Raw genomic sequence first — 22,714 nt, 5'->3', positions numbered from 1 at the left:
CGTGGAAGCTATCGGCGCCCTGGCAGGGATACCAGAGGCGCCACACCACGCTTAGTGCCGCGCAATCACTCGTATCGGAGTGCTTCCACAGGGTCGACGCGCGCCGCCCGGCGGGCTGGTACGTAGCTGGCGAGCAGTGCAATTGCCGCGAGCAGCAGCGTCACGCCAATGAAGCTTGCGGGGTCGAAGGGCGACACTCCAAAGAGCAGCGTGCGCAGAAAGCGCGTGACGCCCAGCGCGCCGACCAGCCCAATCGCTATGCCCAATGCGCCGAGCTGAGCACCATGCCCAACGATCAATTTCAGGACATCGGTTCGCTGCGCGCCAAGCGCCACACGAACGCCGATCTCCTGCGTCCGCTGCGATACCGCGTACGAAATCACGCCATACACACCGACAGCGGCGAGGACGAGTGCAATTGCCGCAAAGGCGCCGAACATCTTGCCGTACAGCGCTTGCTGCCAGTATGAGCGCTCGATACTCGCGTCCATGCTGAGGACCCGGAACATCGGCACGAGCGGATCGATCTGCTTGAGCGTCGAAAGCACAGTGGCCGTCACTTTCGTTGGTTCACCATTTGTACGAATGATGACTCCAGAACTGCTCCAGCCGCCTTGCTGGAAGGGCATGTAACCCTGAAAGTCGGGTGCGGACGTCGTGAGCTGCCTCTGCTTGATGTCGGCGGCCACGCCAATGACGGTGACCCATCGCTGCCCCGTGTCGGTAGCGCTGCCGAACTTGAAGCGCTTCCCGAGCGCATTGTCCGCGCTCTTCCAGAACGTCTTGGCCATGTACTCGTTGATGACCGCCGAGCGCCCGGCGACTCCGCTGTCGGCCCACTCGTGCTGCGTGAACATGCGTCCGCGGATCAACGGAACCTTGAGCGTCTCGAGGTACCGCGGTGACACCCACCGAATCTCCAACAAGGGCTCACTGCCAAGTTGTGCCGGTTGATTCTCCGCGACGAAGAGGCTGTTGTTGTTCCCCGCGAGCGGAATGTTGTTTGTGATCGCGGCGCTGACGATTCCCGGCCGCGCATTGAGCTGAGTCAGAAAGCGATCCCAGAACGCCTGGCGCTTGTATGTGGAATCGTACGAGGGCCCGGTCAATGCCACGCGCAACGTCAACAGATTGCTCTGATCGAATCCTGGTTTCACGCTTTGCATGCTGACGAAGCTGCGAATGAGTAGCGTGGCTCCGATGAGCAGCACCAGTGACAGCGCTACTTCGCCGACGACGAGGCTGTTTCTCAGTCGCTGCTTTCCGCGCCCCGCACTCGACCCGCGGCCGCCGGCGTCGCGAAGCGTCTCATTGAGATTCGGTCGTGCTGCTTGTAACGCTGGGGCCAAGCCAAAGAGCAGGCCCGTCGCGACGGCCATGGTGATCGTGAAAACGAGAACCTGCCAGTCGATCGTGAACGTCATCCAGAATGGAATGCCGCCCAGGATGTTCGCCTTGATCCACTGCAGGAACGCGTAGGCGAAGCCGACACCGAATAGTGCTCCCGTGAGCGCGACAATGATGCTTTCGGTGAGCATTTGCCGAATGACGCGCCAACCGTCCGCACCTATGGCGACGCGAACTGCCATCTCCTTCGACCGTGACGCAGCACGTGCCAGCAACAAGTTGGCGACGTTCGCGCACGCGATCAGCAGTACGAAGGCGACGGACGCCATCATGATCATGAGCACCGAGCGGAAATTGCCCGACTGATTTTCGCGGAGCGTCTGAGCGTCGACACCCCAGCCCGTGTTCGACGCCGGGTATTGTGTCTCGAGTGTCAACGCGACGCGCGCGAGATCGCCGCGCGCCTGCTCTACCGTGACACCTGGCTTCAGTCGGCCCATCACCTGCCAGGAGTGATTACCGCGATTGTTCAGCGGATCCATCTGCAGCGTCGTCCACACGCCGGCCGCCGCAGGAAACTCGAAGCCGACCGGCATGACGCCAATTATGGTGTGCCTGATGCCGTTGACGGTAATCGCTTCGCCGATCACGCCCGGTCGCGCGTTGAACCGATCGCGCCACACACGCTCGCTGAGAATGATTGTCTTCGGCGCCCCAACGCGGTCCTCGTCCTCGCGAAAGTCTCGCCCGATGATTGGTGTGACGCCGAGAACGTGGAACATCGTCCACGACACGCTCGCGCCCTGGACGTAGTCGGCACCGTCGGCCGACGCGAGGTTAAACGACGAACCCGTGTAGATCCCGATGCTCTCGAGAGTGCGATTGTCCGCCTGCCAACTCCGAAAGTTCGGATAGGACACGGAGTTCATGTGCCACCCGCGCTTTGAGCTGGACTCACCGATGGCGACTAGCTCATCGGGCGCGCGATAGGGAAAGGGGCGCAGAAGGAGCGCGCGAACGCAGCTGAAAATGGTCGCGTTGACGCCGATGCCGAGTGCAAGACAAACGACGGCAGCCAACGAAAACGCTGGGTTCTTGATCAGCGTGCGAAAGGCAAAACGAAGGTCCTGAAGCATGGCGGCGTTGGATTGGGGCCATGGGTAGGACATCCAACTCGACTGAGAGGTTGAAACGCTCCGTCCCAGTCACCGCCGCTCGACGTGGCAACGCTACATCGCGGGGAGCGTCAGCACGAACGTGCTCCCCTCGCCCACCACGCTAGTTACTGTGAGATCGCCGCCCATCCCGCGAGCCAGATCACGACTGATCGCGAGTCCAAGGCCGACGCCTTCGACCGTCCGCGTCAGCTTCCAGTCGACCTGGACGAAGGGCTGAAAGACTCGCTCTCGTGCTTCCTCCGCGATACCTCGGCCACTATCCGCAACACGCAGTTCGATTCTTCCATCGCCGCAACTCGAACAGTCGACGTTCACCGAACCGCCCGGTTCCGTGAACTTCACTGCGTTGCTGAGAAGATTGAGAACGATCTGCTGTACCTTCTCGCGGTCTCCGCGACCAACGACGGCGCGATCGCAGGATTTGACCTGAAGCGACAGCTCTTTCTCGCCAGCGAGTGGCGCCATCAGAGCTTCGCTGGTGGCGAGGATGTCGTCCATCGGAATGCCTTCGATCCGGTATTCCACGACGCCCGCGTCGATCTTGGAGAAGTTGAGCACGCCGTTGATCAGCCCCAGCAGGTGCCGCTGACTCCGTTGCATTCTCTCGAGACCATCTCGCTGTTCAGCGGTGACGGGGCCAAGGATCCCAAGATCCATCAGATCCACATATCCGCCGATGGCGTTGAGCGGAGTTCGTAACTCGTGGCTCATCACGGCGAGAAAGTCGCTCTTTGCACGGTTGGCACTTTCCGCTCGTGCGCGTTCCGCAACGAGCTCGCGTCGCGCGAGTACAGCCGACGTCACCTCGAGGAGCACGATCATAGTTCCGGCAATTCGGCCATCGTCGTCGCGCACGGGGCTGTAGCTGTACGTCCACCACGCGTCGTCGAGTCGCCCATATCGCTCGATCGGCAGGTACATCTCCTCGAACCACACCGACTCGCCGCGAGACATGACGCCGTGCACCTGTGGGCCGGTCGTCGCCCACACGTCCGTCCAGAAATCCGCGGCGCGCGCACCAAGTCCGCCCGGATGTCGCGCCAGCGGATCGTTTGGGGCGCCGAGGCTAGGCCTGAAGGCGTCGTTGTAGATCTGGATGAGATCCGGACCCCAGAGCAGCAGCATCGGATTTCGGGATGCCAGAACGGCGCCCGCCATAGTGCGCAAACTGGTGGACCAACCGTCAACTGGCCCTAGCGGCGTGGAACCCCAGTCGAACGCTCGACACCGAGTCGCCATCTCGTCCGACCCGGGAAAGACGTTGTGAAGGTTGAATCGTGCAGCGATGACATCAGCTTCCGGCGACGACGACACGACCATGCGGCTCTACGCTCCGGCTGCTCGCGAGTGGGGGTGTAGCGAGACGAGTTGAATATGGCGGTCGAGGGTCACGAACGCATCACGTATGGCGAGCCCGGCAGCGAATTCATGAAATGCTAATAGCGTGTGGCGAGCCAGCTTATCTCTTCAACGGGCATGTGATCGAATGCGCTGGCGCGGCGTTGTGCTCGCCGCGCTTCGATGCATGACTTCGCTGGACGCGTCGGCTTGGGTCCAAAAAAGCGCCCCGGGTTTCTCAGGGGCGCTTTCTCATTCTCTCAAACCGACTCGACGTCGATCGCCCCAGGTAGCCTCAGGCGCGGAAGGCCGAAAACCAGCTGATTCTCAAGAGTTCACAAATAGGGACTTTAGGATACCAATGGAGCCTCCGATAATCGAACGGCATACGGATGAGTGTGGTCTCGTGGCGAACGACTGCCTGCCCCTCACATCCCTCTTTGTAGGAGGCGTTCATGTCTCGGATTCGGATGTTCATCGCCGGCACGGCTCTGAGCCTGACCGCCGGTGCGATTGGCCAAGCTCAGACGGCTACCCAGGTAGTCGGTATTCAGGTTCAGTCGATCAACCAGATCGCTGTCACGGGAAGCCCGAGCTTGGTGATCAATGCGGCGGTCGCTGGTTCGCAGCCCACCCAGGCCACAGCCTCTGGGACTTATGCGATCACGACGAACGATACGAGCCGTATCGTGACGGTGGAGATCGACAACAACATGCCGGCCAATACGACCCTTAAGGTTACCATGGGCGCTCCGTCTGGCGGCAGCTCGGCCGGCGCAGTCACGCTCTCGACAACGCCGCAGAACGCGGTCACCGGCTTCGGCATGGTGATCGGCAGCGCCCTGTCGATCGGGTACACGCTCGATGCGACCGTCTCGGCGGGTATCATCGCCGCGACGACCCGGACGGTGACGTTCACCATCATCGCGGGGCCGTGACGCAACTCCGTCCCGCGTGTCTGGCGACGGCCGCGATGCTCATCGCGGCCGCTCGCCTGTCCGGTCAGTCCAATTCTCTCAGCCTGACCGCGCCGGGACCGCTCATCATTTCGGGGGCATCGGCCGGAAGCCAGCCAGTGGCGCGGACCGATCAAACCGCGCGTTACACGGTCAAGGTCGGAACGGGCCGAATGAAGATCACCGGCTACGTCGATAGTCCGATTCCGCCGGGGATGGTGCTCACGATCACGCTCGCAGCTCCATCAGGCGCATCGAGTGTAGGACCCGTCGTGCTGACGGAGACGCCGAAGGATTTAGTCCGATATATCGAAATTGGGCAGTACAACAACCTAGTCGTCACCCTGACCCTCTCGGCGAGCGTGAGCGCCGGCGTGGTTTCGTACGCGCCAAAGGGTCTGGTGCTGACGCTTGCCAGTGACCCGTAGGCCGACATCGCCGGAGATGTGAGACTCTTTATGAAGCGGATTTATCTGGCTCTCGCCGTGGGCGCAATCGGCGCCTCCCCGCTGCGCGTTGCGCACGGGCAGATCGCAGTACTCAGCGAGGCCGTGTTCGAGCGGTCGGCGGTACCGGGGCAAACGTACCAGGGGCAGTTGCTGATCAAGAACACGTCGTCGGTACCGCAGGAAGCGCGCGTGTACCAGACGGATTTTACGTTCGCGGCCGACGGTCGCACGGGGTACGGCGCCGCCGGTGCTTCGCCGCGATCGAACGCCAAGTGGGTCGCCCTGGGAGCGAGCTACGTCGAAATCCCTGGGGGAGCGACGGTACCGGTGAATTTCACGGTGTCCGTACCTGCCGACTCGTCGCTCAAGGGCAGCTATTGGAGCATGGTGATGATCGAAGCGATTGCTGCTGGCGCACCCGAGTCGCGTGCGCCGAACGCACGTGTTCAGGTGGGCCTAGCCGTTGCCACCCGCTACGGGACACAAGTCGCCACGCACATCGGCGCATCGGGCGTGTCGCGTCTCGCGTTCGATAGCCTGTCCGCGACGACGACCGAAAAGGGCACTCAGGGGCTGCGGTTCGACTTCATCAACACCGGCGAGCGGGCGAATCGGTTCATGTTGTCGCTCGAGCTTTTCAACGACGCCGGAGAACTCGTCAAGCAGGCAAGCCAGTCGCGCGGGCTGCTCTATCCCGGAACGGCGGCGCGGCAAGTGTTCGACGTCGGAACAGTACCGCACGGTACGTACACGGCGGCGCTCGTGGCCGACGGTGGCGGCGATCGCGTGTTCGGTGGGCAGTTCAAGGTGACCTTCTAAGCGGTCCACGCCCATTCGCAATGCGTCCGGCCCTCCTCGCCCTCCTCGGGCTCTGCACGTTGGCCGGCGCAACGCGATCGCTCCATGCACAGGGCGATCAGCGGACCGATCGTCTTGCGATCGTTCCGGATACAATGAGGCGGACCATCAGTCCCGGGGCGACGACCACGGCGCGCGTTCTCGTTCAAGAGCTCGCCGGTGTCGACCAGGACGTGGTGGTCCTCACTCGACTCCCGGGGGGCTGGCATCTCCTTTCTGAGCCAGTAACGACGCGCGTCCCCGCGAAGGGCCGCGCGTTTCGTCTGGTACAGTTCCAAGTGCCTGCGGATGCCGAGGCTGGCGAGTATTCGGTGATCCAGGCGGTCCGGGCGCCAGGGCTGGACACCGATCTCGAGTCGCGATCCACAGTTGTCGTCACCGTCCGACGCAGCGTCGTCGTGTCGGTCGTCGACGAGCCCACCTTCGCGGCGAGCGGCTCGACGTTTCACACGACCTTCCTCGTCACGAACCGCGGCAACGCTCGTACAAAGGTTCGGCTGCGCGTGCGGACAGACCCCGGCGTATCGGCAACGGCGGATACGCTTTCTGCGCTCAAGGCGGGTGAAAGCCGCACGATCGGCGTCGACGTCGACGCGGGGCAGACTCCAGACGGCGGGGAGGTCATGCGTCACGTGGCCCTCATTGCCGAAGCGGAGAGCGGCGGCCCATTGGATGACGGCCCTGCAGCCCCCGCCGCGTCGGTCGGAGTGCGCGTCGTCCAGCGTAGCTCGAGCGCCGGCGCGCCATGGTTTGCGCTCCCGGCGAACCTCCGCCTCATGCGAACGAAGGCTGGTGGCAGTTCGAATTCCTTCGAATTCGCAGCAGGTGGCGCGGTTAACGATAGCAGTACCACAATGTTAGAGCTTTTTGCTCGCGGACCTCAGCCGACGCAATCGCTGTTTTCGGAGCGCGACGAGTACCGCTTCGCGGTAACCTCCGAAACGTTCTCGGCGCGGCTTGGCGACCAGCTCTTCCGGTTGTCACCCCTCACCGATCCCGGTTCATTTTCGAGCGGTTTGTCGCTCAGCGGCACTCGCGGAAGCTGGTCCGCCGGTGCGCAAACCGGACGGGATCGCTGGAGCACGGGGTCGACGCAGAGCACGGCGTTCCTGAGGTTCAATGTGACCCCAAATTTCTCGATCGCCGCCAACGCGATGGAGTCGAATCGAGTGCGGAGCGGCACGCTCGGTTCGCTGTACCTACGCGCCATGCCGAGCTCCCGGTCATTCCTCGAGCTCGAACGCGGCCTGGGAGTTGGTGGTGACGGCGCCGGAGGCGGCGCGACAATGCTGCGACTTGCGGGCGACCAGGGTTGGATCGCGCTCGACGCTCGAACAGTCCGGGCCGACTCCGGTTTCCTCACGCAGTCGAAAGGGGACCAATCTGTCGCGTACCTCGTGCTTCGGCCGGCATCTTGGCTTCGTCTTGCCGGACGCACGAACCTGGAACGGTTCAAACAAACGTCTGAGTTCACGATCGACCTAGCGCGACGGCTTACGGCAGGCGTTCGTTCCGCGTCGCACGAGGGTGAACCATTCGCCATCGCGTTTCTGAACGGTCAGGGCGTCGGCGTTGAACGGTCAGCGTGGTTCCGCGTTGCAGCGTCCGGTCGCCGAATGAACGTGATCGCGACGTTCGAGCGTGGCGCGCTGGATCGTCGCGACGGGGCTCCGGTGATTCCCTTCTCCACGAGCCGGATCCAGGCCGGTCTTTCATTGGGATCCGCTGCGTCAGTCGGTGGGTTCGTCGAGCGGGCGACTGGCGAACGCCTGTACATGATCCAACCGGCGACAATCGTCAGCGCCGGCGCGAGCGCGTCGCTTCAGATCGGACGCACCTCGCTGGCACTAGTAGGTACTGCTGCACCCGCAGCTCGCTTTCAGCTCGTCCCGGACTCCCTGTGGATGCTTCCAGGTGGAGTCGCGTCCATCGACGCCGTGCTCTCTCATGCCCTACACAACGGCCGGTCGATCTCTTTGCGCGTACACGCGATGGCCTCTGGTCCCGGCAAGCCGATTACGACGGTTGCCCGAATCGCGTACGACATTCCGCTTCGGTTACCCTTCGGTCGTTCGCGCTCGGCGAGTCGTGTAACGGGCCACGTGTACGATGCCGAAACCGGAGCGGGGGTTCCGAATGCCCTCGTGCGGATCGGCGACCGCGTCGCGCTGACCGACGACGACGGTCGGGTGGCGTTCGGCGGGATCGCCCCAAGTCGCTATCCAGTGCGCGTGGATCTTGGCGCGCTGCAGGCTGCCGGCGCCGGGCTCGAGGAGCATTTGCTCGAAGTCGACGCACTCGCGGGACACACGAGTGACCTCGGAATTCGAGTCACGCGGCTGGGGCGCATCGGCGGAACGGTTTCCCTGTTCGATCGATCGGGCCTCTGGTCCAACGCCGCCGACACGTCGCGACTACGACGAATTCGTGGCCTCGGCGGCGTCCTGATAACGTTCGTGAATGGCGGCGAGGAACGGCGGGTACTCTCGCGCCCCGATGGATCGTTCGAGTTACGCGACGCACGGCCGGGGGTCTGGCGGGTCGCGATCTCGGCCGACGAGCTGCCGAAGGACCACGCAATCGATGGCGACAGCGTGCGCGTGGTGGACCTTTCGGCCGGTAGTTCTGCGCAACTCGAGCTCCGCGTGGCGCCGCGAATTCGTCGGATTCGTGCCCTCGACGCGCCGCCGAGTGTGCCGGCGATCGTGCCGCCGAGTGCCCACCCAAGCGAGTCACCGAGTGGGCAGCCGAGTATCGCACCGGCCATGCCTCCGGCAAAGGCGATCGCGCCGCGGACCGAGAACATCACCATTGCGGCGCCGAGCGCTCCGGTGGTGAGCGTCGCGAAGGCGCGATCACCCGTTGCGGCAAAGAAGCCTACGGCCGCGAAGCCTGCGCCGGTCGTTCCCGCGCCGGTCGTTCCCGCCCCGGTCGTTCCCGCCCCGGTCGTTCCCGCCCCGGCGCCGACCCGAGTCGCTCGGTGGTCGGCGCTCGAGTTCAGCCAGGCCTCGCCGTTCGCTGTTGCGACCCCGGCGCGCTCGTCGTGCCCGTTGGCCGGCGCGGTGCTTCCCTCGTTTGCTACATGCCGCCCGTGATCGTGAAGATCACCGTGCGTGTTCCGGCGACCACGGTTCCTGCGGTGATCTTGGCGTCGAGCTGATAGGTCAGCGGGAGGCCGCGCATGGCGGTCGGCAAAAGGTCCGTGATGACTTCGACCGGCGTCGCACTGAGCAAGCGAAAACCTGTACTTTGCGCGCCACTGGGGGCCGCAAGTTGTACCGATAGCACGAGCCCCGGCGGCAATTCCTCGTCGACGTTCGCGGTGATTCGCTCGCCGGTTCGGTTGGTGGTCACGCTCCAGGTACCGCCGGGCGCGCGCACGCTTGCCGTCGATTGTCCCGTCGCTGCATTCGAGATGATGAGCGTCGGCGCGCCAGCGAACGCGATCTGATCGATTCCTTCGACGCGAAAGGCGACGACCTGCGTTGCGCGCTGCGCTAACGTCGCACGAGCCGGCACCGCAATGAGGGCGGCGGCGGCAAAGCAGCGAACGACTGTGCGCGTGATCACCATGCCTAGAACATACGGCCTGAGGAACTGAAGCACCTGTAACGAAACGTTACAGCGGCGACCGATGCTCCCCAAAAGAAAAGCGCCCCGGATTTCTCCGGGGCGCTTTCTCGTTCTCTAAGGTCGAACTACTCGACGTCGATGGCCGACATGTCGACCGGCGGATATCCCATGTCGTGTTCCGACTCCATCGGGATGATCTTCGACGGCGTTTCCGGACGCGGTGGCTGCTCTTCCGGAATGTTCGTTACGCCGAGCACGATGCGGCGGTGGATTGGATCCACTTCGAGCACGCGCATGTCGAGACGCATCGTCTCGTAGACCACGTCCGCCGGGCTGTTCACCGTCTTGCCGGTGGTGCTCAGCTGCGAGAGCGGAACGAAGCCTTCGATGTCGTTGCCGATGTCGACGACGACGCCCTTGTCCATGAGGCGAACGACGGTGCCCGTGAGCTCCGTGCCCACCGGGTACGTCTCACCAATGCGGAGCCACGGATCTTCCTCGGCCTGCTTGAGTCCGAGGCTGATGCGCTTGTTCTCGCTGTCGATGTTGAGGATCACGACGTCGACCGAATCGCCCTTCTTCACGACTTCCGACGGATGCTGAACGCGCTTGGTCCAGCTCATGTCGGAGATGTGAATCAGGCCGTCGATGCCTGGCTCGATTTCGACGAACGCGCCGAAGCTGGTCAGGTTGCGAACCTTGCCCGAGATGCGCGTGCCGACCGGGTAGCGGAGCGGCAACACCATCCACGGATCCTGCTCCGTCTGCTTCATGCCGAGCGAGATCTTCTCTTCGTTCGGATCGACCTTGAGCACGACTGCTTCGATCGTCTCGCCGATGCTGACGAGCTTCGACGGATGACGGACGTTGCGCGTCCAGCTCATCTCGCTGATGTGCACGAGGCCTTCGATGCCCGGTTCGAGCTCGATGAAGGCGCCGTAGTTCGTGATGCTGACGACCTTGCCCGTGACGCGCGTGCCGACCGGATACTTCTCGGCGACATCCTTCCACGGGTAGGACTGGAGCTGCTTGAGCCCGAGGCTGATACGCTCGCGCGTCCAGTCGATGTCGAGCACCTTGACCTCGAGTTCCGCGCCGATCTGAACGAGCTCGGACGGATGCGAGATGCGGCCCCACGACATATCGGTGATGTGGAGCAGGCCGTCGACGCCACCGAGATCGATGAATGCACCGAAGTCCGTGATGTTCTTGACGACGCCCTTTCTCACCTGATCCTTCTCGAGCTCCTTCATCAACTTCTCGCGCTTGCCCGCACGCTCGTTCTCCAAGATCACGCGGCGCGACACAACGATGTTGCGGCGACGCTTGTTGAGTTTAATGATCTTGAATTCGAACTTCTGGCCAAGCAGCTCGTCGATGTTCGGAACGCGACGGAGCGCGATCTGCGAGCCGGGGAGGAATGCGTCGACGCCCATGAGGTCGACGACTACGCCACCCTTGATCTTCTTCTGCAGCACGCCTTCCACCGGAGTGTCGTTCTCGTACGCGACGCGGATCTTCTCCCACACGCGCATGAAATCGGCTTTCTTCTTCGACAGAACGACGGAGCCTTCCTGATCCTCGAGGTGCTCGAGCAGGACTTCGACTTCGTCACCCGGCTTGAGATCCGGATGGTCCTTGAACTCTTCGAGTGGAACGCTGCCCTCTGACTTGAAGCCGATGTCGAGGACGACCATGTTGTCGCGAATCTCGAGCACCTTGCTCTTCACGATCTCGCCCTCGTCGATCGACGCGAGCGTACCGTTATAGAGCTCCATCATGGTGTCGTACTCGGCGGACGAGTACTCGTCGTCGTCGTACAGCTCGGGGCGACGGTTGATCAGCGGGCGAAGCTGGGCGCGCTGCGCATCACGCTTGGCGCGCTCCGAGACGGAGGTACCGGTGGGGGTTTCGAGCTCTGGCATACCGAAAGTGTTATCTCCTGACGACCGCGGATATTTTCGCTCGCCGCGACGAGGTTGAAGGGACAGCGATGAACCGATCATTCCAGGACCCGTGAAGCATCGCCGCTCAATGAGAGGCGAGCTATCAGCACTTAGTGCCCTGGGATGACGCGGAAATGGAGTGGTGAACCATGAAGCATAAGTCCGTCGAATCGACGCGTCAACTGCCGAAGTGTCCGTAGGACGGTGAGTTACGGCGCCTGACCTCAGGGTTCATCCCAACCCTGGCGGGCTCAACCAGTGATCTGGCCTGCCGCGGCTGCTACTCGTCGTCGGGGCGTTGACTCGCCGCACGGGCCAGCGCGACGATGCGCTCCACCTGATCTTCCTGGGTCAGGTAGGTCGTGTCGATGAGGACGGCATCGGTCGCCTGGACCGTCTGCGTCGCATCTTTGGCGTCGCGGTGAACGATCAAGTCGGTTTCCGCGGCGATTTCTGCCTCGTTGGGGTGACGCCCTAGTCGCTGGATCAGGCGACGCTTGGCGCGCTCCCAAGGGTCGGCAACGAGGAACACCTTGAGGCTCGCATCGGGAAAAACGACTGTTCCCATGTCGCGTCCATCGACCACCACGCTCTGTGACTCGGCCGTCCCGCGAACCTGGGCGTTCACCCACAGCCGAACGCCCGCCATTCTCGCGACCGCGGAGACATGCTGCGTCACCTCGGAGCCACGCAGCGTGACGTCGGCGTTCTCACCGTCGATGAGCGGAACGAAGGTGCCTTCCGACGGGGCGAGTGTGATCCTTCGCGCGGCTTCGAGCACCTCCGGCTCAGTCCAGTGCTCGGCGTCTCCGCCCGCCATGAGCCGAACCGCTGTCGCCGCTCGATACAGCGAGCCCGAGTCGACGTGGAAGTAGCCGAGCCGGCGCGCGACCCACTGCGCCGTCGACGACTTGCCCGACGCCGCGGGTCCATCGATGGCGATCACGAAGTGAGCGGTCATGCCGAGTGAGCGTTGGCCAGGTCGGTCCAGAATTGTGGGTACGACACGGCGACGCAACCCCGATCGTCGATCTCGATCGAATTCCCCCGGGCGGCACCGAGGATTCCGAAGGCCATCGCCAGGCGATGGTCGCCGTGGGTGACGATGCGGCCGGAGAGCGGCTTGTCCGATCCTCGGATGCGCATCCCGTCGTGCAGTTCGTCGGCATCCGCGCCAATCGCGCGAAGATTCTCGACAACCGCCGTGATTCGGTCGCTCTCCTTCACACGAAGCTCACCGGCACCCGTGATGACGGTCTCGCCAGCGGCGCGAGTGGCTAGACAGGCGAGCATCGGAATTTCATCGACCATCGCTGGGACCTGCGCGGCCGTCAACTCCGTGGCCCGCAACGCGCCGGCCTGAACGACGATGTCGGCGACCCATTCCCCGCCCTCGAGCCGCTTGTCCTCTTCTCGGACGCCGATTCCCATGGAGCGCAAACAGGCGAGAAACCCTGTGCGCGTCTCGTTGATGCACACGCGTTCGAGGCGAAGGTCGCCGGAATCCGCGAGTGCTGCCAGGGCCGCGAAGAACGCGGCCGACGACGGATCGCCCGGCACGGCCGTGTCCATTGCCCTCAGCTCCGTGGCGCCTTCGAGCGATACGGCGTTGTCCGTCACTTCGATCGGCGCACCGCGCGCCATGAGCATTCTCTCAGTATGATCGCGCGATCGCGTGGGTTCAGTTACTCGCGCCGGGATACCCGCGACGAGTGCGGCGAGCAGCACGGCGCTCTTCACCTGTGCACTCGCGACTTCGCTGTTCCAGTCCACGGTCCGCAGCGGTGCGCCCTGAATGTTCATGGGCAGCCCGCCATGCGGAGGAAGCTCGACGCGCGCGCCCATCGCCTCGAGCGGGCGCGCAATCCGGCGCATCGGTCGCCGGCTCAAGCTCGCATCGCCAACGAACGTTGCACGCATCGGTGCCGAACAGCCGGCGACGACGCCTGCCATCAGGCGCGTCGTCGTTCCGCTGTTGCCGCAATCGAGATCGATGGTCGGTGGACGCAATCCTCGTCGGCCAACGCCGCGCATGATGAAATCCGCCGACAGCTGCGGAATCGCAACGCCCAGCGCGCGAAGCACTCCCGCAGTCGAATGCACATCTGCGGACTGGAGGATGTCGGTGACGCGTGTCTCGCCCTCGCTGAGTGCCCCGAAGATCAGCGCGCGGTGGGAAATCGACTTGTCGCCGGGCACCCGCAACGATCCAAAAACTCTCATCGCAGCCAGGACTCCAGCGCGGTGGCGAGATCAGTCTTCTCATCGCGATACTTCACGATGATCGGCGCCTGAAGCGACAGGTGCTGTTCCGCGCCCCAACCATCCTTCACGGCTCGGGCGCCCGGTACGACGACCGCCGCCTCGGGAATCTCCAAGGGATGATCCGCAGACGCGCGATAGACTCGCTGGTTCACGAGATCGAACACCGGAGTGCCGCGCGTGAGAATCACGCCGGCCGCGAGCACTGCTCGCGACCGCACGATCGTTCCCTCATAGACGCCGCAATTGCCGCCAACGAGCACATCGTCTTCGATGATCACCGGCGTTGCGTTGATCGGCTCGAGCACTCCGCCGATCTGAGCGGCGGCGCTTACGTGCACCCGCTTGCCGATCTGCGCGCACGATCCAACCAGCGCGTGCGAATCGATCATGGTCGCCGCGTCGATGTACGCGCCGACATTCACGTACATCGGCGGCATGCAGACCACGCCGGGCGCCAGGAATGCGCCTCGTCGAATGGACGAACCGCCAGGCACGACACGTACGTTCGCTTCGATGTCGAACCGACGAATCGGATAGGTGTCTTTGTCGACGAACGCCAGCGTGTCACTGCCACCAGACCGCGCGAGACGCCCAGCACGGAAGCCGAGCAGAATTCCGCGCTTCACCCAGGCATTCACGCGCCAATCGCCGTCGCTCGTGCGCTCAGCCGCCCGGATCTCACCGGCCTCGAGCGCATCGAGCAGCGAATCGATGACGTCGCGCACGTCGGCCGACAGCGGTTCGCCCTGTGGCGTCGACGCGATGGCCTCGACGCGACTTTCCAGTTCTGTCAGGGAATGTCTCACTGCATTGCTCCCGCCGAGACGAGCGCGGAGCGAAGCGTGGCGTTGTGCGTTTCGGCCATGGGCACGAGCGGCAGACGAACGACGTTCTGAATGCGGCCCATCATTGCAAGCGCGGCCTTCACGGGCATTGGGTTCGATTCCACGAATGCCGCGCGCATGAACGGCAGGAGGGTGTAGTGAATCTCGCGCGCCTTGGTGACGTCGCCCGCGAGCATACTCTCGCACAGTTGGGACATCAGCTTGGGCGTGACGTTCGAGATCACGGAAATGATACCGTCGCCACCGAGTGCCATCACGGGAAGAGTGATCTCGTCATCTCCCGAGAGGACCGAAAATTCCGGCGCGCGTCCGCGAACGATATCGGCGATCTGCGACAACACGCCCGACGCTTCTTTCACCGCGGCAATCCCCGGGATCTTCGACATCTCGAGCGTCGTCTTCGCTTCGATGTTGCTGCCTGTTCGTCCGGGCACGTTGTACACCACGATGGGGAGATCCACCGCCTCGGCGATTGCACGGTAGTGCGCAACGATTCCGCGCTGTGGCGGCTTGTTGTACATCGGCGAGGTGTGCAGGAGATGCGTCGCACCGGCATCACGCATTGCCCGCGATAGTGCGATGGCCTTTTGAGTGTCGTTGCTTCCCGCCCCCGCGACGATCGGAACGCGCCCCTTTGCTTGGTCCACGACTACGGCGACCGCGCGACAGTGTTCCTCTATCGTCATCGTCGCCGCTTCGCCGGTGCTGCCACACGGCACGAGGAAGTGAATCCCCTCCTCGATCTGCCAGTCGACCAGGGCGCGAAGCGCCGCTTCGTCGATTGCGCCGCGCGCGTCGAACGGGGTGACCAGCGCAGTCCCGGCGCCAGCGAGTCGTTTTGCCGTCATGATCGTGCCCCGGTCGCAGGTGTGGTCAAGACATCTCGCATGGTGAACACGCCGCGTTTGCCGATCAACCACGCGGCGGCAACGAGCGCGCCCTCGGCAAACACGCGTCGATCGCGCGCGATGTGCTCGAGATGGATCTGTTCGAACGGCGCGTCGAAGACAAACTCATGCGTTCCGGGCACCGAGCCCACGCGAATGCTCGTCGTCGGAATTTCACGCCCGTACTCTTTCGATGCTGCGCGGCCGAGCGTCACGGCCGTTCCCGACGGCGCGTCCTTCTTCGCGGAGTGGTGCGTTTCCGTCAGATGGGCCTCGAAGCCCGGCGCGTTCGAGAGCAACTTCGCCGCGTGTGCCACGATCTGCTCGAAGATGTTCACGCCGAGGGAGAAGTTCGTGGCAGGAAGCATCGCGCCCCCGCGCTTCTCGATCTCCGCGACGACGCCGGACATCTCCTCGTACCATCCCGTCGTTCCAACAACGACTGGCGTTCCCGTCGCCGCGATTGCGCGAATATTCGTCGGTGCCGCATCGGGCGTGGTGAACTCTACCGCGACATCTGCCCCTGCGAGCATGGCCTTAGTGATGCCCTGCTTCGTCTCCGGCTCGTCCAAACGCGCAACGACCTCCCAGCCACGCGACGGCGCGAGCTCGGCAATCGCGCGACCCATCTTCCCCATGCCAACGATGGCGATTCGGTGTGTCATGCGGCGCCTCCGAAGAACGCAGCGTGCAAACGCTGCATGGCGGGTTTCACCTGCTCGTCATCTACCACCATGGTAAGATTGATGCCCGTTGCGCTCAGTGAGAGCATATGGACGCGAACGTCACCGAGCGCATCGAGTGCGCGCGCCATGGCTTCACCGCCATCGGCAATCGAGCCGCCAACGACCGCGACGATTCCGCGATTGCGTTCGACCGACACGTCGCCGAGCGCACGGAGATCGCCGACGATCGCGTCGAGTCGCGACGGATCGTCCACCGTGAGTGAGACGGAGACTTCGGACGTCGCGACGACGTCGACCGAGGTACGATGCCGTTCAAAGATCTCGAATAGCGACCGGAGAAACCCTTCGGTCAGCAGCATCCGCGGCGACCCGACCTTCACCAGCGACACCTTGTTCTTGCCGGCGATCGCGCTCACCGCACGCTTGGGCGCCTCGAAGGTGATCTTCGTGCCTGTGCCTTCAGGCCGGCGCGAGTTCAACACGTACACTGGAATTCCGAGTCGCACCGCGGGAGCGATCGTGTTCGGATGCAACACCTTCGCACCGAACGACGCGAGCTCGGATGCCTCGTCGAACGCGATCTGCTCGATCAACTGGGCGTTCGGCACCACGCGCGGATCGGCGGTCAGCATTCCGTCGACATCGGTCCAGATCTCGATTGCGGTCGCGCGAACGGCCGCGCCGAAAAGCGACGCGCTATAGTCGCTTCCGCCACGGCCCAGCGTCGTCGTGATTCCGGTTCCCTTTGCCGATCCGATGAATCCGCCCATCACCGGTACCTTGCCCTTCTTCACGAGCGGAATGATCGAGGCGCGGCACGCTTCGGCGATCTCATCCGCCTGCGGCTCGGCATGACTGAACGTCGCGTCGGTGATCATAACGGTGCACGCGTCGACGTGCACGGCGGGAACTCCCTGACGCGCGAACGCCGCGACGCAGAGCAGCGACGACATCTTTTCGCCGTAGGACGAAATCGCATCGAGGCTTCTTGGCGTCAGATCGCCGAGCGTCGCCAGCGCTTCGGCAAGGTGTGCCAGTTCGTCGATCATCGCGCTCAACTCGGCGCACGTCTCGGCGCACTCGTCGCCGCTGCCAAGCAGCACCTCGGCTTCGCGCAGATGACGCTCGCGCAGTCCCTCGAGCGCTCGAATGGCGCCGATCAAATGTCCCTTCGCGGCCTGCTCGGCCAGCGCGATCAGAGCGTTTGTTACTCCGGCGAGCGCGGACACCACGACAATCGCGCCCTTCTTCGCGCGCGAGGCGACGATTCGTCCAGTTCGGGAGATCGCCTCGGCGTCTCCAACCGATGTGCCGCCGAACTTGAGAACGATCACGAGTCGCCGAGCAGTCCGCACTGCAACATCAACTCCGCGTTCAGCACCGACGCACCCGCGGCACCGCGGACAACGTTGTGGCCCATGGCGACGAGCTTCACGTCGAAGATTGGGTCTGGGCGAACGCGGCCGACGACCACGGTCATTCCGCCGCCAGTATCGACCTGGCGTCGCGGTTGCGGGCGATCGGGCTCACTGGAAACAACGAGTGCGCGCTCAGGAGCGCTCGGCAGTTTTCGCGCGATGTCGGCGCCGCGCCAATCGGCGATTGCTCGCTCGACGTCCGCCGCGCTCGCCTTCGACTTCAACTCGATGGACATGCAGACGGTGTGTCCGTGTTCGACGGGCACGCGGTTGGCGTGCGCGCTCACCGGGAAGTTGGCGCTCGTCACGACTGAACCGTCGGCACTGCCGAGGAACTTCTGGATTTCCTCTTCGATCTTGGCTTCTTCGTCCTTGATGTACGGGACGACGTTGCCGAGGATGTCGAGCGACGGAACGCCCGGATAACCGGCGCCGGAGACGGCCTGCATCGTCATCGCAAATACTTTGCTAATGCCAAATGTCTCATGAATTGGCGCGAGCGGCAGCGCGGCGATGATCGATGCGCAGTTTCCGTTCGCTACGATTGCACCGGACCATCCACGATTCTTTCGCTGTGCGGCGAGGATGTCGAGGTGCGACGGATTGACCTCGGCGATCACCAGCGGGACGTCTGGGTCCATCCGGTAGTTCTTCGCGTTGGTCAGTACCGTCTTTCCGGCACGGGCGAAGGCGGGTTCGGCGTCACCAGCAACGCCAGAGTCGAGCGCGGAGAACACGACGTCCGCCGTGACATTGTCGGGCGTGAGCGGGAGTACGGTCATCCCGGCGATGTGCTCCGGCAGTGTGTCTGCGCCGATCCAGCGCGCCGCCTCGCGGTACGGTTTTCCGGCCGAACGCTCCGACGCGACCAACTCGCTGAGCTCGAACCACGGATGGTTCGCGAGCAGGCGAATGAACGATTGCCCTACGGCGCCGGTCGCACCGAGGACCGCGACACGTACGCGGCGCTTGGGCGGTGATGGTCGATCACTCATGAATTCAACAGACTCCGCACGATGCGTTCATAGGCGTCGACGGATGCACGCAGTTCGTGCACGTCGATGAACTCGTCGGGCGTGTGCGCCACGTGGATCGATCCCGGACCGAACAGCAACGGCGTCCCCCATTTTCCCAGGAGTGGTATGTCCGACGTGTACGCGACCGCCGCGACGTCGAACCCAGGTATGGTATGAAAGTGTTGGGCCGGGATGTACGACCCGTACTCCAGTTCGGCGCGACCGTTCGCCCACTGATCGATCTGCTCGCGCACGGGCTCCGGGTCGCCCACCAGCCGAAACATGAGCTCGGCCTCGGCGAATGCCGGAACGATGTTCGCCTCGGTTCCAGCCCGCAGTGTTCCAATGTTCAGCGTGGTTGCGCCGAGCACATCATCGGTGGGAAGCGAGAGCGTGGAGAGCGCTGGCAGCAGCTCGAGCATGGGCGTGATGGCCGATTGCCCGAGATGCGCGTACGCCGAATGGGCGGCCTTGCCGCGCGTGCGGACCATGACGCGAAGCGAGCCCTTGGCGCCGCTGGCGAGCTTGCTCTCGCTTGGCTCGCCGTTCACGAGAAAGCGACTGGTTGCTGCGAGCCGGTTCGCTGCGCGCGCGCCATCGGAGCCCTTTTCTTCACCAACGACGAAGAGCAGGTCGACGCGCTCTTCACCCTGCTTGGCAAGGTTGTCCGCGGCAACGAGCATTGCGGCGGCAATTCCCTTTGCGTCGCACGCGCCGCGACCGAACAGTTTGTCACCGACAAGTCGCGGTGCGATGTACGGCGGCACGGTATCGAGGTGCGTCGACAGAGTCACACCGCGACCGGAACGCGATGCCCACACATTCGCGCGACCTCGGCTCACCTCCTGCAGCGAGACATTCCAGCCTCGCGCTACGAGCCATCGAGAAACGAAGTCCACGGCACCGCTTTCGGCACCAGTAGATGAGTCGATCGTAAGGAGTTCGGCGGCGAGCGCGACGACGTCAGTCATGCAGGCAAAGCTAGCCGCTCCTGGCGAGTGCGAAAATGGGCGGTGGGCGCAGCGATTGCGACCCCGCGCGACAGTGAGATACCGACAGTCACTCCCGCTGTTCGTCGCGGCCGCGTTTGCCCAAACTCCCGTGGCGAGTTCTGGACTTCGTGATGAGATCGCGCTCGCGCAGCGCTACGCACCAGTCGTTCGGCTCGTCACGCGCGACCATCGGTGTGGATTCAGTCCGCCGTTCCGCCCGATGGACGTCAACGCGTTGTTCGACCAAGCGACCGTCGCGCTACGCGGTCCTTGGGGGCAGGATCTCGTCAAAATTGCCCCGTCGGCGAAGGATCTCACGGCGGCGCTGTTCGACTATCAGCTCGACTTTCCGGGAAATCCGTTGCAGCCGGGTTGCGGCTACGAGAAATGGGTCGCGCGTGTCACCCGAGGAACAGTGCCGACCGTATACGCCCACGTCGCCACCGAGGCGAAGCATCCGGGCAAGCTCGCACTACAGTACTGGCTTTTCTACGCATTCAACGATTGGAACAATACCCACGAGGGCGACTGGGAAATGATCCAGCTCGACTTCAATGCGTCGAGCGCATCCGAAGCACTGTCACGACGACCGACGCAAGTTGGTTACAGCCAGCACGAAGGCGCCGAGCGTGCGGAGTGGGGCGATGAGAAGCTGCACTGGGTGGACGGAACGCATCCCGTGGTTCATCCGGCCAAAGGCTCGCACGCCAACTTCTTCGATGAAGCGCTCTATCTCGGCGCATCGGGATCCGAGGGTGTTGGCTGCGATGACACTCGTGGGCCGACAACCGATGTGCGTCCGGCCGTTCAGACGATTCCGAGCGACCCGACAGTTGCGCTCCTTGCATTCCCCTGGATCGAATTCGCCGGACAGTGGGGCGAGCGGCAACGAGCATTCTTCAATGGGCCAACGGGTCCGAATCTCAAGCCGCAGTGGCACGAGCCCATCACGTGGTCGCAGAATGACTGGCGCGATCGCAGCATCGCGGTACCTGGCGGCGGCGCACTCGGCACCGGTGCGACCGACTTCTTTTGTCGCGCCGTGGCAACCGGATCGAACGGCCTTCGCGCGACGCTCGACCAACCGATGCCAACCGTCGTCGTATTGACGATACTCGTTGCGCTCGCCGGCTTCGCTCTCTCGCGGACGACGTGGCGACCGGCGGCGCCGTTGAGGCTTGCTCGTCGGCGCGCGTGGGGACAGATCTTCGCTGGCTCGGCGCGGATGTACGCCGAGCATGCTCGAGTGTTCGTCGGCATCGGCTTTCTGGCGTTGCCCGTTTCGATCGCGGTGACGCTGCTCCAAGCAGGACTGCTCCGTGCGTCGAGCGTGTTCGGCGTCGAGACCGAGGGAGAGCGCGGAGGACTCCTGGTCATTCTCGTTGTCGCAATCGCAACTGCGGTTACGCTGCTCGGGCTGGGTTTTGTGATGGCGGCAACAGCACGCGCGCTCGTCGAGATCGATGCCGGCCGCCGCATTTCGGCGCTTCGCGCTTACCGACTGTCGCTCGATTCGCTCGCACCACTCTTGGGCGCGCTCGCGATCGCGTCGATCGTTGTATCGCTGTTTCTGACGACCCTGGTGCTGGTTCCCGTCGCCATCTGGCTGGCGATCCGATGGTCGCTGATCGTTCCGGCAATCGAATTGGAGAACTGCTCCGCACTGCCTGCACTCGCGCGTAGTGGGAAGCTCGTGCGGCACGGCTGGCTGAAGATCGGCTCGCTGGCCGTTGCAGGCGCAGCGCTCGCGGTCGTGGTTGGTCCGTTACTCAGCGCCGTACTGATCTTTGCGACCCGAGCGCCGCTCGCGTGGCTCAACCTGATCTCCGGTGTCGTCTACGCCGCAGCAATGCCTTTCGTCGCGCTCGTGACGGTGTACGTGTACTTCGACATGCGGGTGCGCGAACAGATCGCCGCCGAGGGGGAGTCGGACCGGCTCCCGTCGGAAATCGAACTCGCGACGTAGCGTTCGAGAGTCGGGAGAAATGCAGCGGCCGCCGAGTGATCGGCGGCCGCTGTCATAGTATGCTCATGCCAATTCGCCGGTCAATTGCGCTTCGTCAGACCTCCAAGCACGAAGCGATACTCTTTGGCGGTCGGATCATACTTCACCGTGTACGTCGTTGGGTAATAGCCTGCAGAGGCCCAACTGGTCGGCTGCGGAATGGGCGACGTCACGTTCGGGTGCGACTCGAGGAAGGCCTTGGTAACCATCGGCTCGAGGAAGATGAATTTTCCGTCCCACGACCCGTAGATGAACGTGCTGCTAAACGGTTGGCCGTTCAGTTCGGGCGCACTTGTGCTCGTCCAGTGCAAACCCATTTGCGGGACAGCATTCGCCGCGATGGGTGCCGGCGGCGGAACGTAGCCCGTCGGGACAAATCCGCCGGCGGGAAGATTCGCCGCCTTGGTAGCGTACTGTGGGTCGGTGGGCAGAATCGCCATCTGCGTGGCGTTGCTCACGAGGTAGAAGTGCAAGTCGAAGTGCGGCGCGCCGTACAGTTGCGGTGGCTCGTGTCCCTGCGGGTTCCATCCGACTTCGGCGTGATCGAAGCCGGTGATCTTTGCCTGTTCGGGGAGCGCGAGGCTGACCATTGCCGCTGTGGGATTCGGCGCAACCGCGGTCGCTGGGAGTCCGCTGAGTGCGAGTTCAGAGACGGTGATCCCGAGAGCCGTCGGCGTGCCATTCGCGTCGACGTCGAGCCACGCGCGCGCAGTGCCCTGCCCCAGACTGAGCGATGGCCCAAGGAAAGTGGTTGCCTTGGAGTCAGGTCCTGAGGTACTCGAGCAGGCACTGGCAATGCCAAGGGTGACGACGGTGAGTGAGGCGGCGATGCCAATGAGCTTGGTCGCGTTCATGGGGTAACTCCGGTGGGTGCCCAAGTGCGGGCATGATTCTGTCGTGCTGCCGATGCCCTTTAAGCGACGAACACCCCTCGCGCATTTCATCGCGATCGAAA

18 protein-coding genes are annotated in these 22,714 nt (G+C 63.6%); 5 read left to right on the top strand and 13 right to left on the bottom strand.

Going from position 1 to position 22,714, the window contains the following annotated elements:
- Positions 1-65: 65 nt before the first annotated feature.
- Complete coding sequence (locus AC6H4Z_RS12500; protein WP_497542299.1) at positions 66-2,483, bottom strand: ABC transporter permease; 2,418 nt, start codon at positions 2,481-2,483, stop codon at positions 66-68.
- A 93-nt stretch (positions 2,484-2,576) separates the two neighbouring features.
- Positions 2,577-3,845: a PAS domain-containing sensor histidine kinase gene (locus AC6H4Z_RS12495; RefSeq protein ID WP_497542298.1), complete on the bottom strand. Its 1,269-nt coding sequence runs from the start codon at positions 3,843-3,845 to the stop codon at positions 2,577-2,579.
- A 473-nt stretch (positions 3,846-4,318) separates the two neighbouring features.
- On the opposite strand from AC6H4Z_RS12495, the gene AC6H4Z_RS12490 reads away from it, so the two are divergent.
- The 4 genes from AC6H4Z_RS12490 to AC6H4Z_RS12475 are packed head-to-tail and all read left to right on the top strand — an operon-like array spanning position 4,319 to position 9,221.
- Positions 4,319-4,801, top strand: a complete 483-nt coding sequence (locus AC6H4Z_RS12490; RefSeq protein ID WP_497542297.1) for a hypothetical protein — start codon at positions 4,319-4,321, stop codon at positions 4,799-4,801.
- Positions 4,798-5,247, top strand: a complete 450-nt coding sequence (locus tag AC6H4Z_RS12485; RefSeq protein WP_497542296.1) for a hypothetical protein — start codon at positions 4,798-4,800, stop codon at positions 5,245-5,247. Before AC6H4Z_RS12490 ends, AC6H4Z_RS12485 begins: the two co-directional genes overlap by 4 nt.
- A gap of 18 nt (positions 5,248-5,265) precedes the next feature.
- Complete coding sequence (locus AC6H4Z_RS12480; protein WP_497542295.1) at positions 5,266-6,087, top strand: hypothetical protein; 822 nt, start codon at positions 5,266-5,268, stop codon at positions 6,085-6,087.
- 20 nt (positions 6,088-6,107) lie between these two features.
- On the top strand, positions 6,108-9,221 hold the full coding sequence (locus AC6H4Z_RS12475) for a hypothetical protein (protein ID WP_497542294.1): 3,114 nt from the start codon (positions 6,108-6,110) through the stop codon (positions 9,219-9,221).
- On the opposite strand, the gene AC6H4Z_RS12470 is transcribed toward AC6H4Z_RS12475, so the two are convergent.
- The 10 genes from AC6H4Z_RS12470 to AC6H4Z_RS12425 all read right to left on the bottom strand — a co-directional run bounded on the left by AC6H4Z_RS12470 (position 9,205) and on the right by AC6H4Z_RS12425 (position 19,733).
- The gene (locus tag AC6H4Z_RS12470) at positions 9,205-9,696 is read right to left on the bottom strand and encodes a hypothetical protein (protein ID WP_497542293.1); all 492 of its coding nucleotides are present in this window, start codon (positions 9,694-9,696) and stop codon (positions 9,205-9,207) included. The genes AC6H4Z_RS12475 and AC6H4Z_RS12470 overlap by 17 nt on opposite strands.
- 128 nt (positions 9,697-9,824) lie before the next feature.
- Complete coding sequence (locus AC6H4Z_RS12465) at positions 9,825-11,624, bottom strand: 30S ribosomal protein S1 (protein WP_497542292.1); 1,800 nt, start codon at positions 11,622-11,624, stop codon at positions 9,825-9,827.
- Between the two features lie 301 nt (positions 11,625-11,925).
- Positions 11,926-12,606 carry a (d)CMP kinase gene (gene cmk / locus AC6H4Z_RS12460; protein WP_497542291.1) on the bottom strand — a complete coding sequence of 227 codons (681 nt, stop codon included), beginning with the start codon at positions 12,604-12,606 and terminating at the stop codon, positions 11,926-11,928.
- Positions 12,603-13,868, bottom strand: a complete 1,266-nt coding sequence (gene aroA / locus AC6H4Z_RS12455) for a 3-phosphoshikimate 1-carboxyvinyltransferase (RefSeq protein WP_497542290.1) — start codon at positions 13,866-13,868, stop codon at positions 12,603-12,605. The genes cmk and aroA overlap by 4 nt, the downstream gene beginning before the upstream one ends.
- Positions 13,865-14,716 carry a 2,3,4,5-tetrahydropyridine-2,6-dicarboxylate N-succinyltransferase gene (locus tag AC6H4Z_RS12450; protein WP_497542289.1) on the bottom strand — a complete coding sequence of 284 codons (852 nt, stop codon included), beginning with the start codon at positions 14,714-14,716 and terminating at the stop codon, positions 13,865-13,867. The genes aroA and AC6H4Z_RS12450 overlap by 4 nt, the downstream gene beginning before the upstream one ends.
- Positions 14,713-15,603 (bottom strand): 4-hydroxy-tetrahydrodipicolinate synthase, encoded by an 891-nt coding sequence (gene dapA, locus AC6H4Z_RS12445; protein WP_497542288.1) that lies wholly within the window; start codon positions 15,601-15,603, stop codon positions 14,713-14,715. Before dapA ends, AC6H4Z_RS12450 begins: the two co-directional genes overlap by 4 nt.
- Positions 15,600-16,307, bottom strand: coding sequence for a 4-hydroxy-tetrahydrodipicolinate reductase (locus tag AC6H4Z_RS12440; RefSeq protein ID WP_497542287.1), 708 nt, complete (start codon positions 16,305-16,307; stop codon positions 15,600-15,602). The genes dapA and AC6H4Z_RS12440 overlap by 4 nt, the downstream gene beginning before the upstream one ends.
- Complete coding sequence (lysC, locus tag AC6H4Z_RS12435) at positions 16,304-17,662, bottom strand: lysine-sensitive aspartokinase 3 (RefSeq protein ID WP_497542286.1); 1,359 nt, start codon at positions 17,660-17,662, stop codon at positions 16,304-16,306. The genes AC6H4Z_RS12440 and lysC overlap by 4 nt, the downstream gene beginning before the upstream one ends.
- A complete protein-coding gene (gene asd / locus AC6H4Z_RS12430) occupies positions 17,659-18,741 on the bottom strand; it encodes an aspartate-semialdehyde dehydrogenase (RefSeq protein WP_497542285.1) in 1,083 nt (360 codons plus the stop codon). The genes lysC and asd overlap by 4 nt, the downstream gene beginning before the upstream one ends.
- Positions 18,738-19,733 (bottom strand): M20/M25/M40 family metallo-hydrolase, encoded by a 996-nt coding sequence (locus AC6H4Z_RS12425; RefSeq protein WP_497542284.1) that lies wholly within the window; start codon positions 19,731-19,733, stop codon positions 18,738-18,740. Before AC6H4Z_RS12425 ends, asd begins: the two co-directional genes overlap by 4 nt.
- Positions 19,734-19,806: 73 nt before the next feature.
- On the opposite strand from AC6H4Z_RS12425, the gene AC6H4Z_RS12420 reads away from it, so the two are divergent.
- Positions 19,807-21,720: a hypothetical protein gene (locus tag AC6H4Z_RS12420; RefSeq protein ID WP_497542283.1), complete on the top strand. Its 1,914-nt coding sequence runs from the start codon at positions 19,807-19,809 to the stop codon at positions 21,718-21,720.
- 80 nt (positions 21,721-21,800) lie between these two features.
- Here the strand turns inward: AC6H4Z_RS12420 and AC6H4Z_RS12415 are convergent, their stop codons facing one another.
- Positions 21,801-22,613, bottom strand: coding sequence for a DUF5602 domain-containing protein (locus AC6H4Z_RS12415; protein ID WP_497542282.1), 813 nt, complete (start codon positions 22,611-22,613; stop codon positions 21,801-21,803).
- Positions 22,614-22,714: the final 101 nt, after the last annotated feature.

The sequence above is a fragment of the Leucogemmata humicola genome, assembly GCF_055379415.1.
The sequence above is the reverse complement of the archived record's forward strand: the minus strand, read 5'-3'. Positions and strand labels throughout refer to the sequence as shown.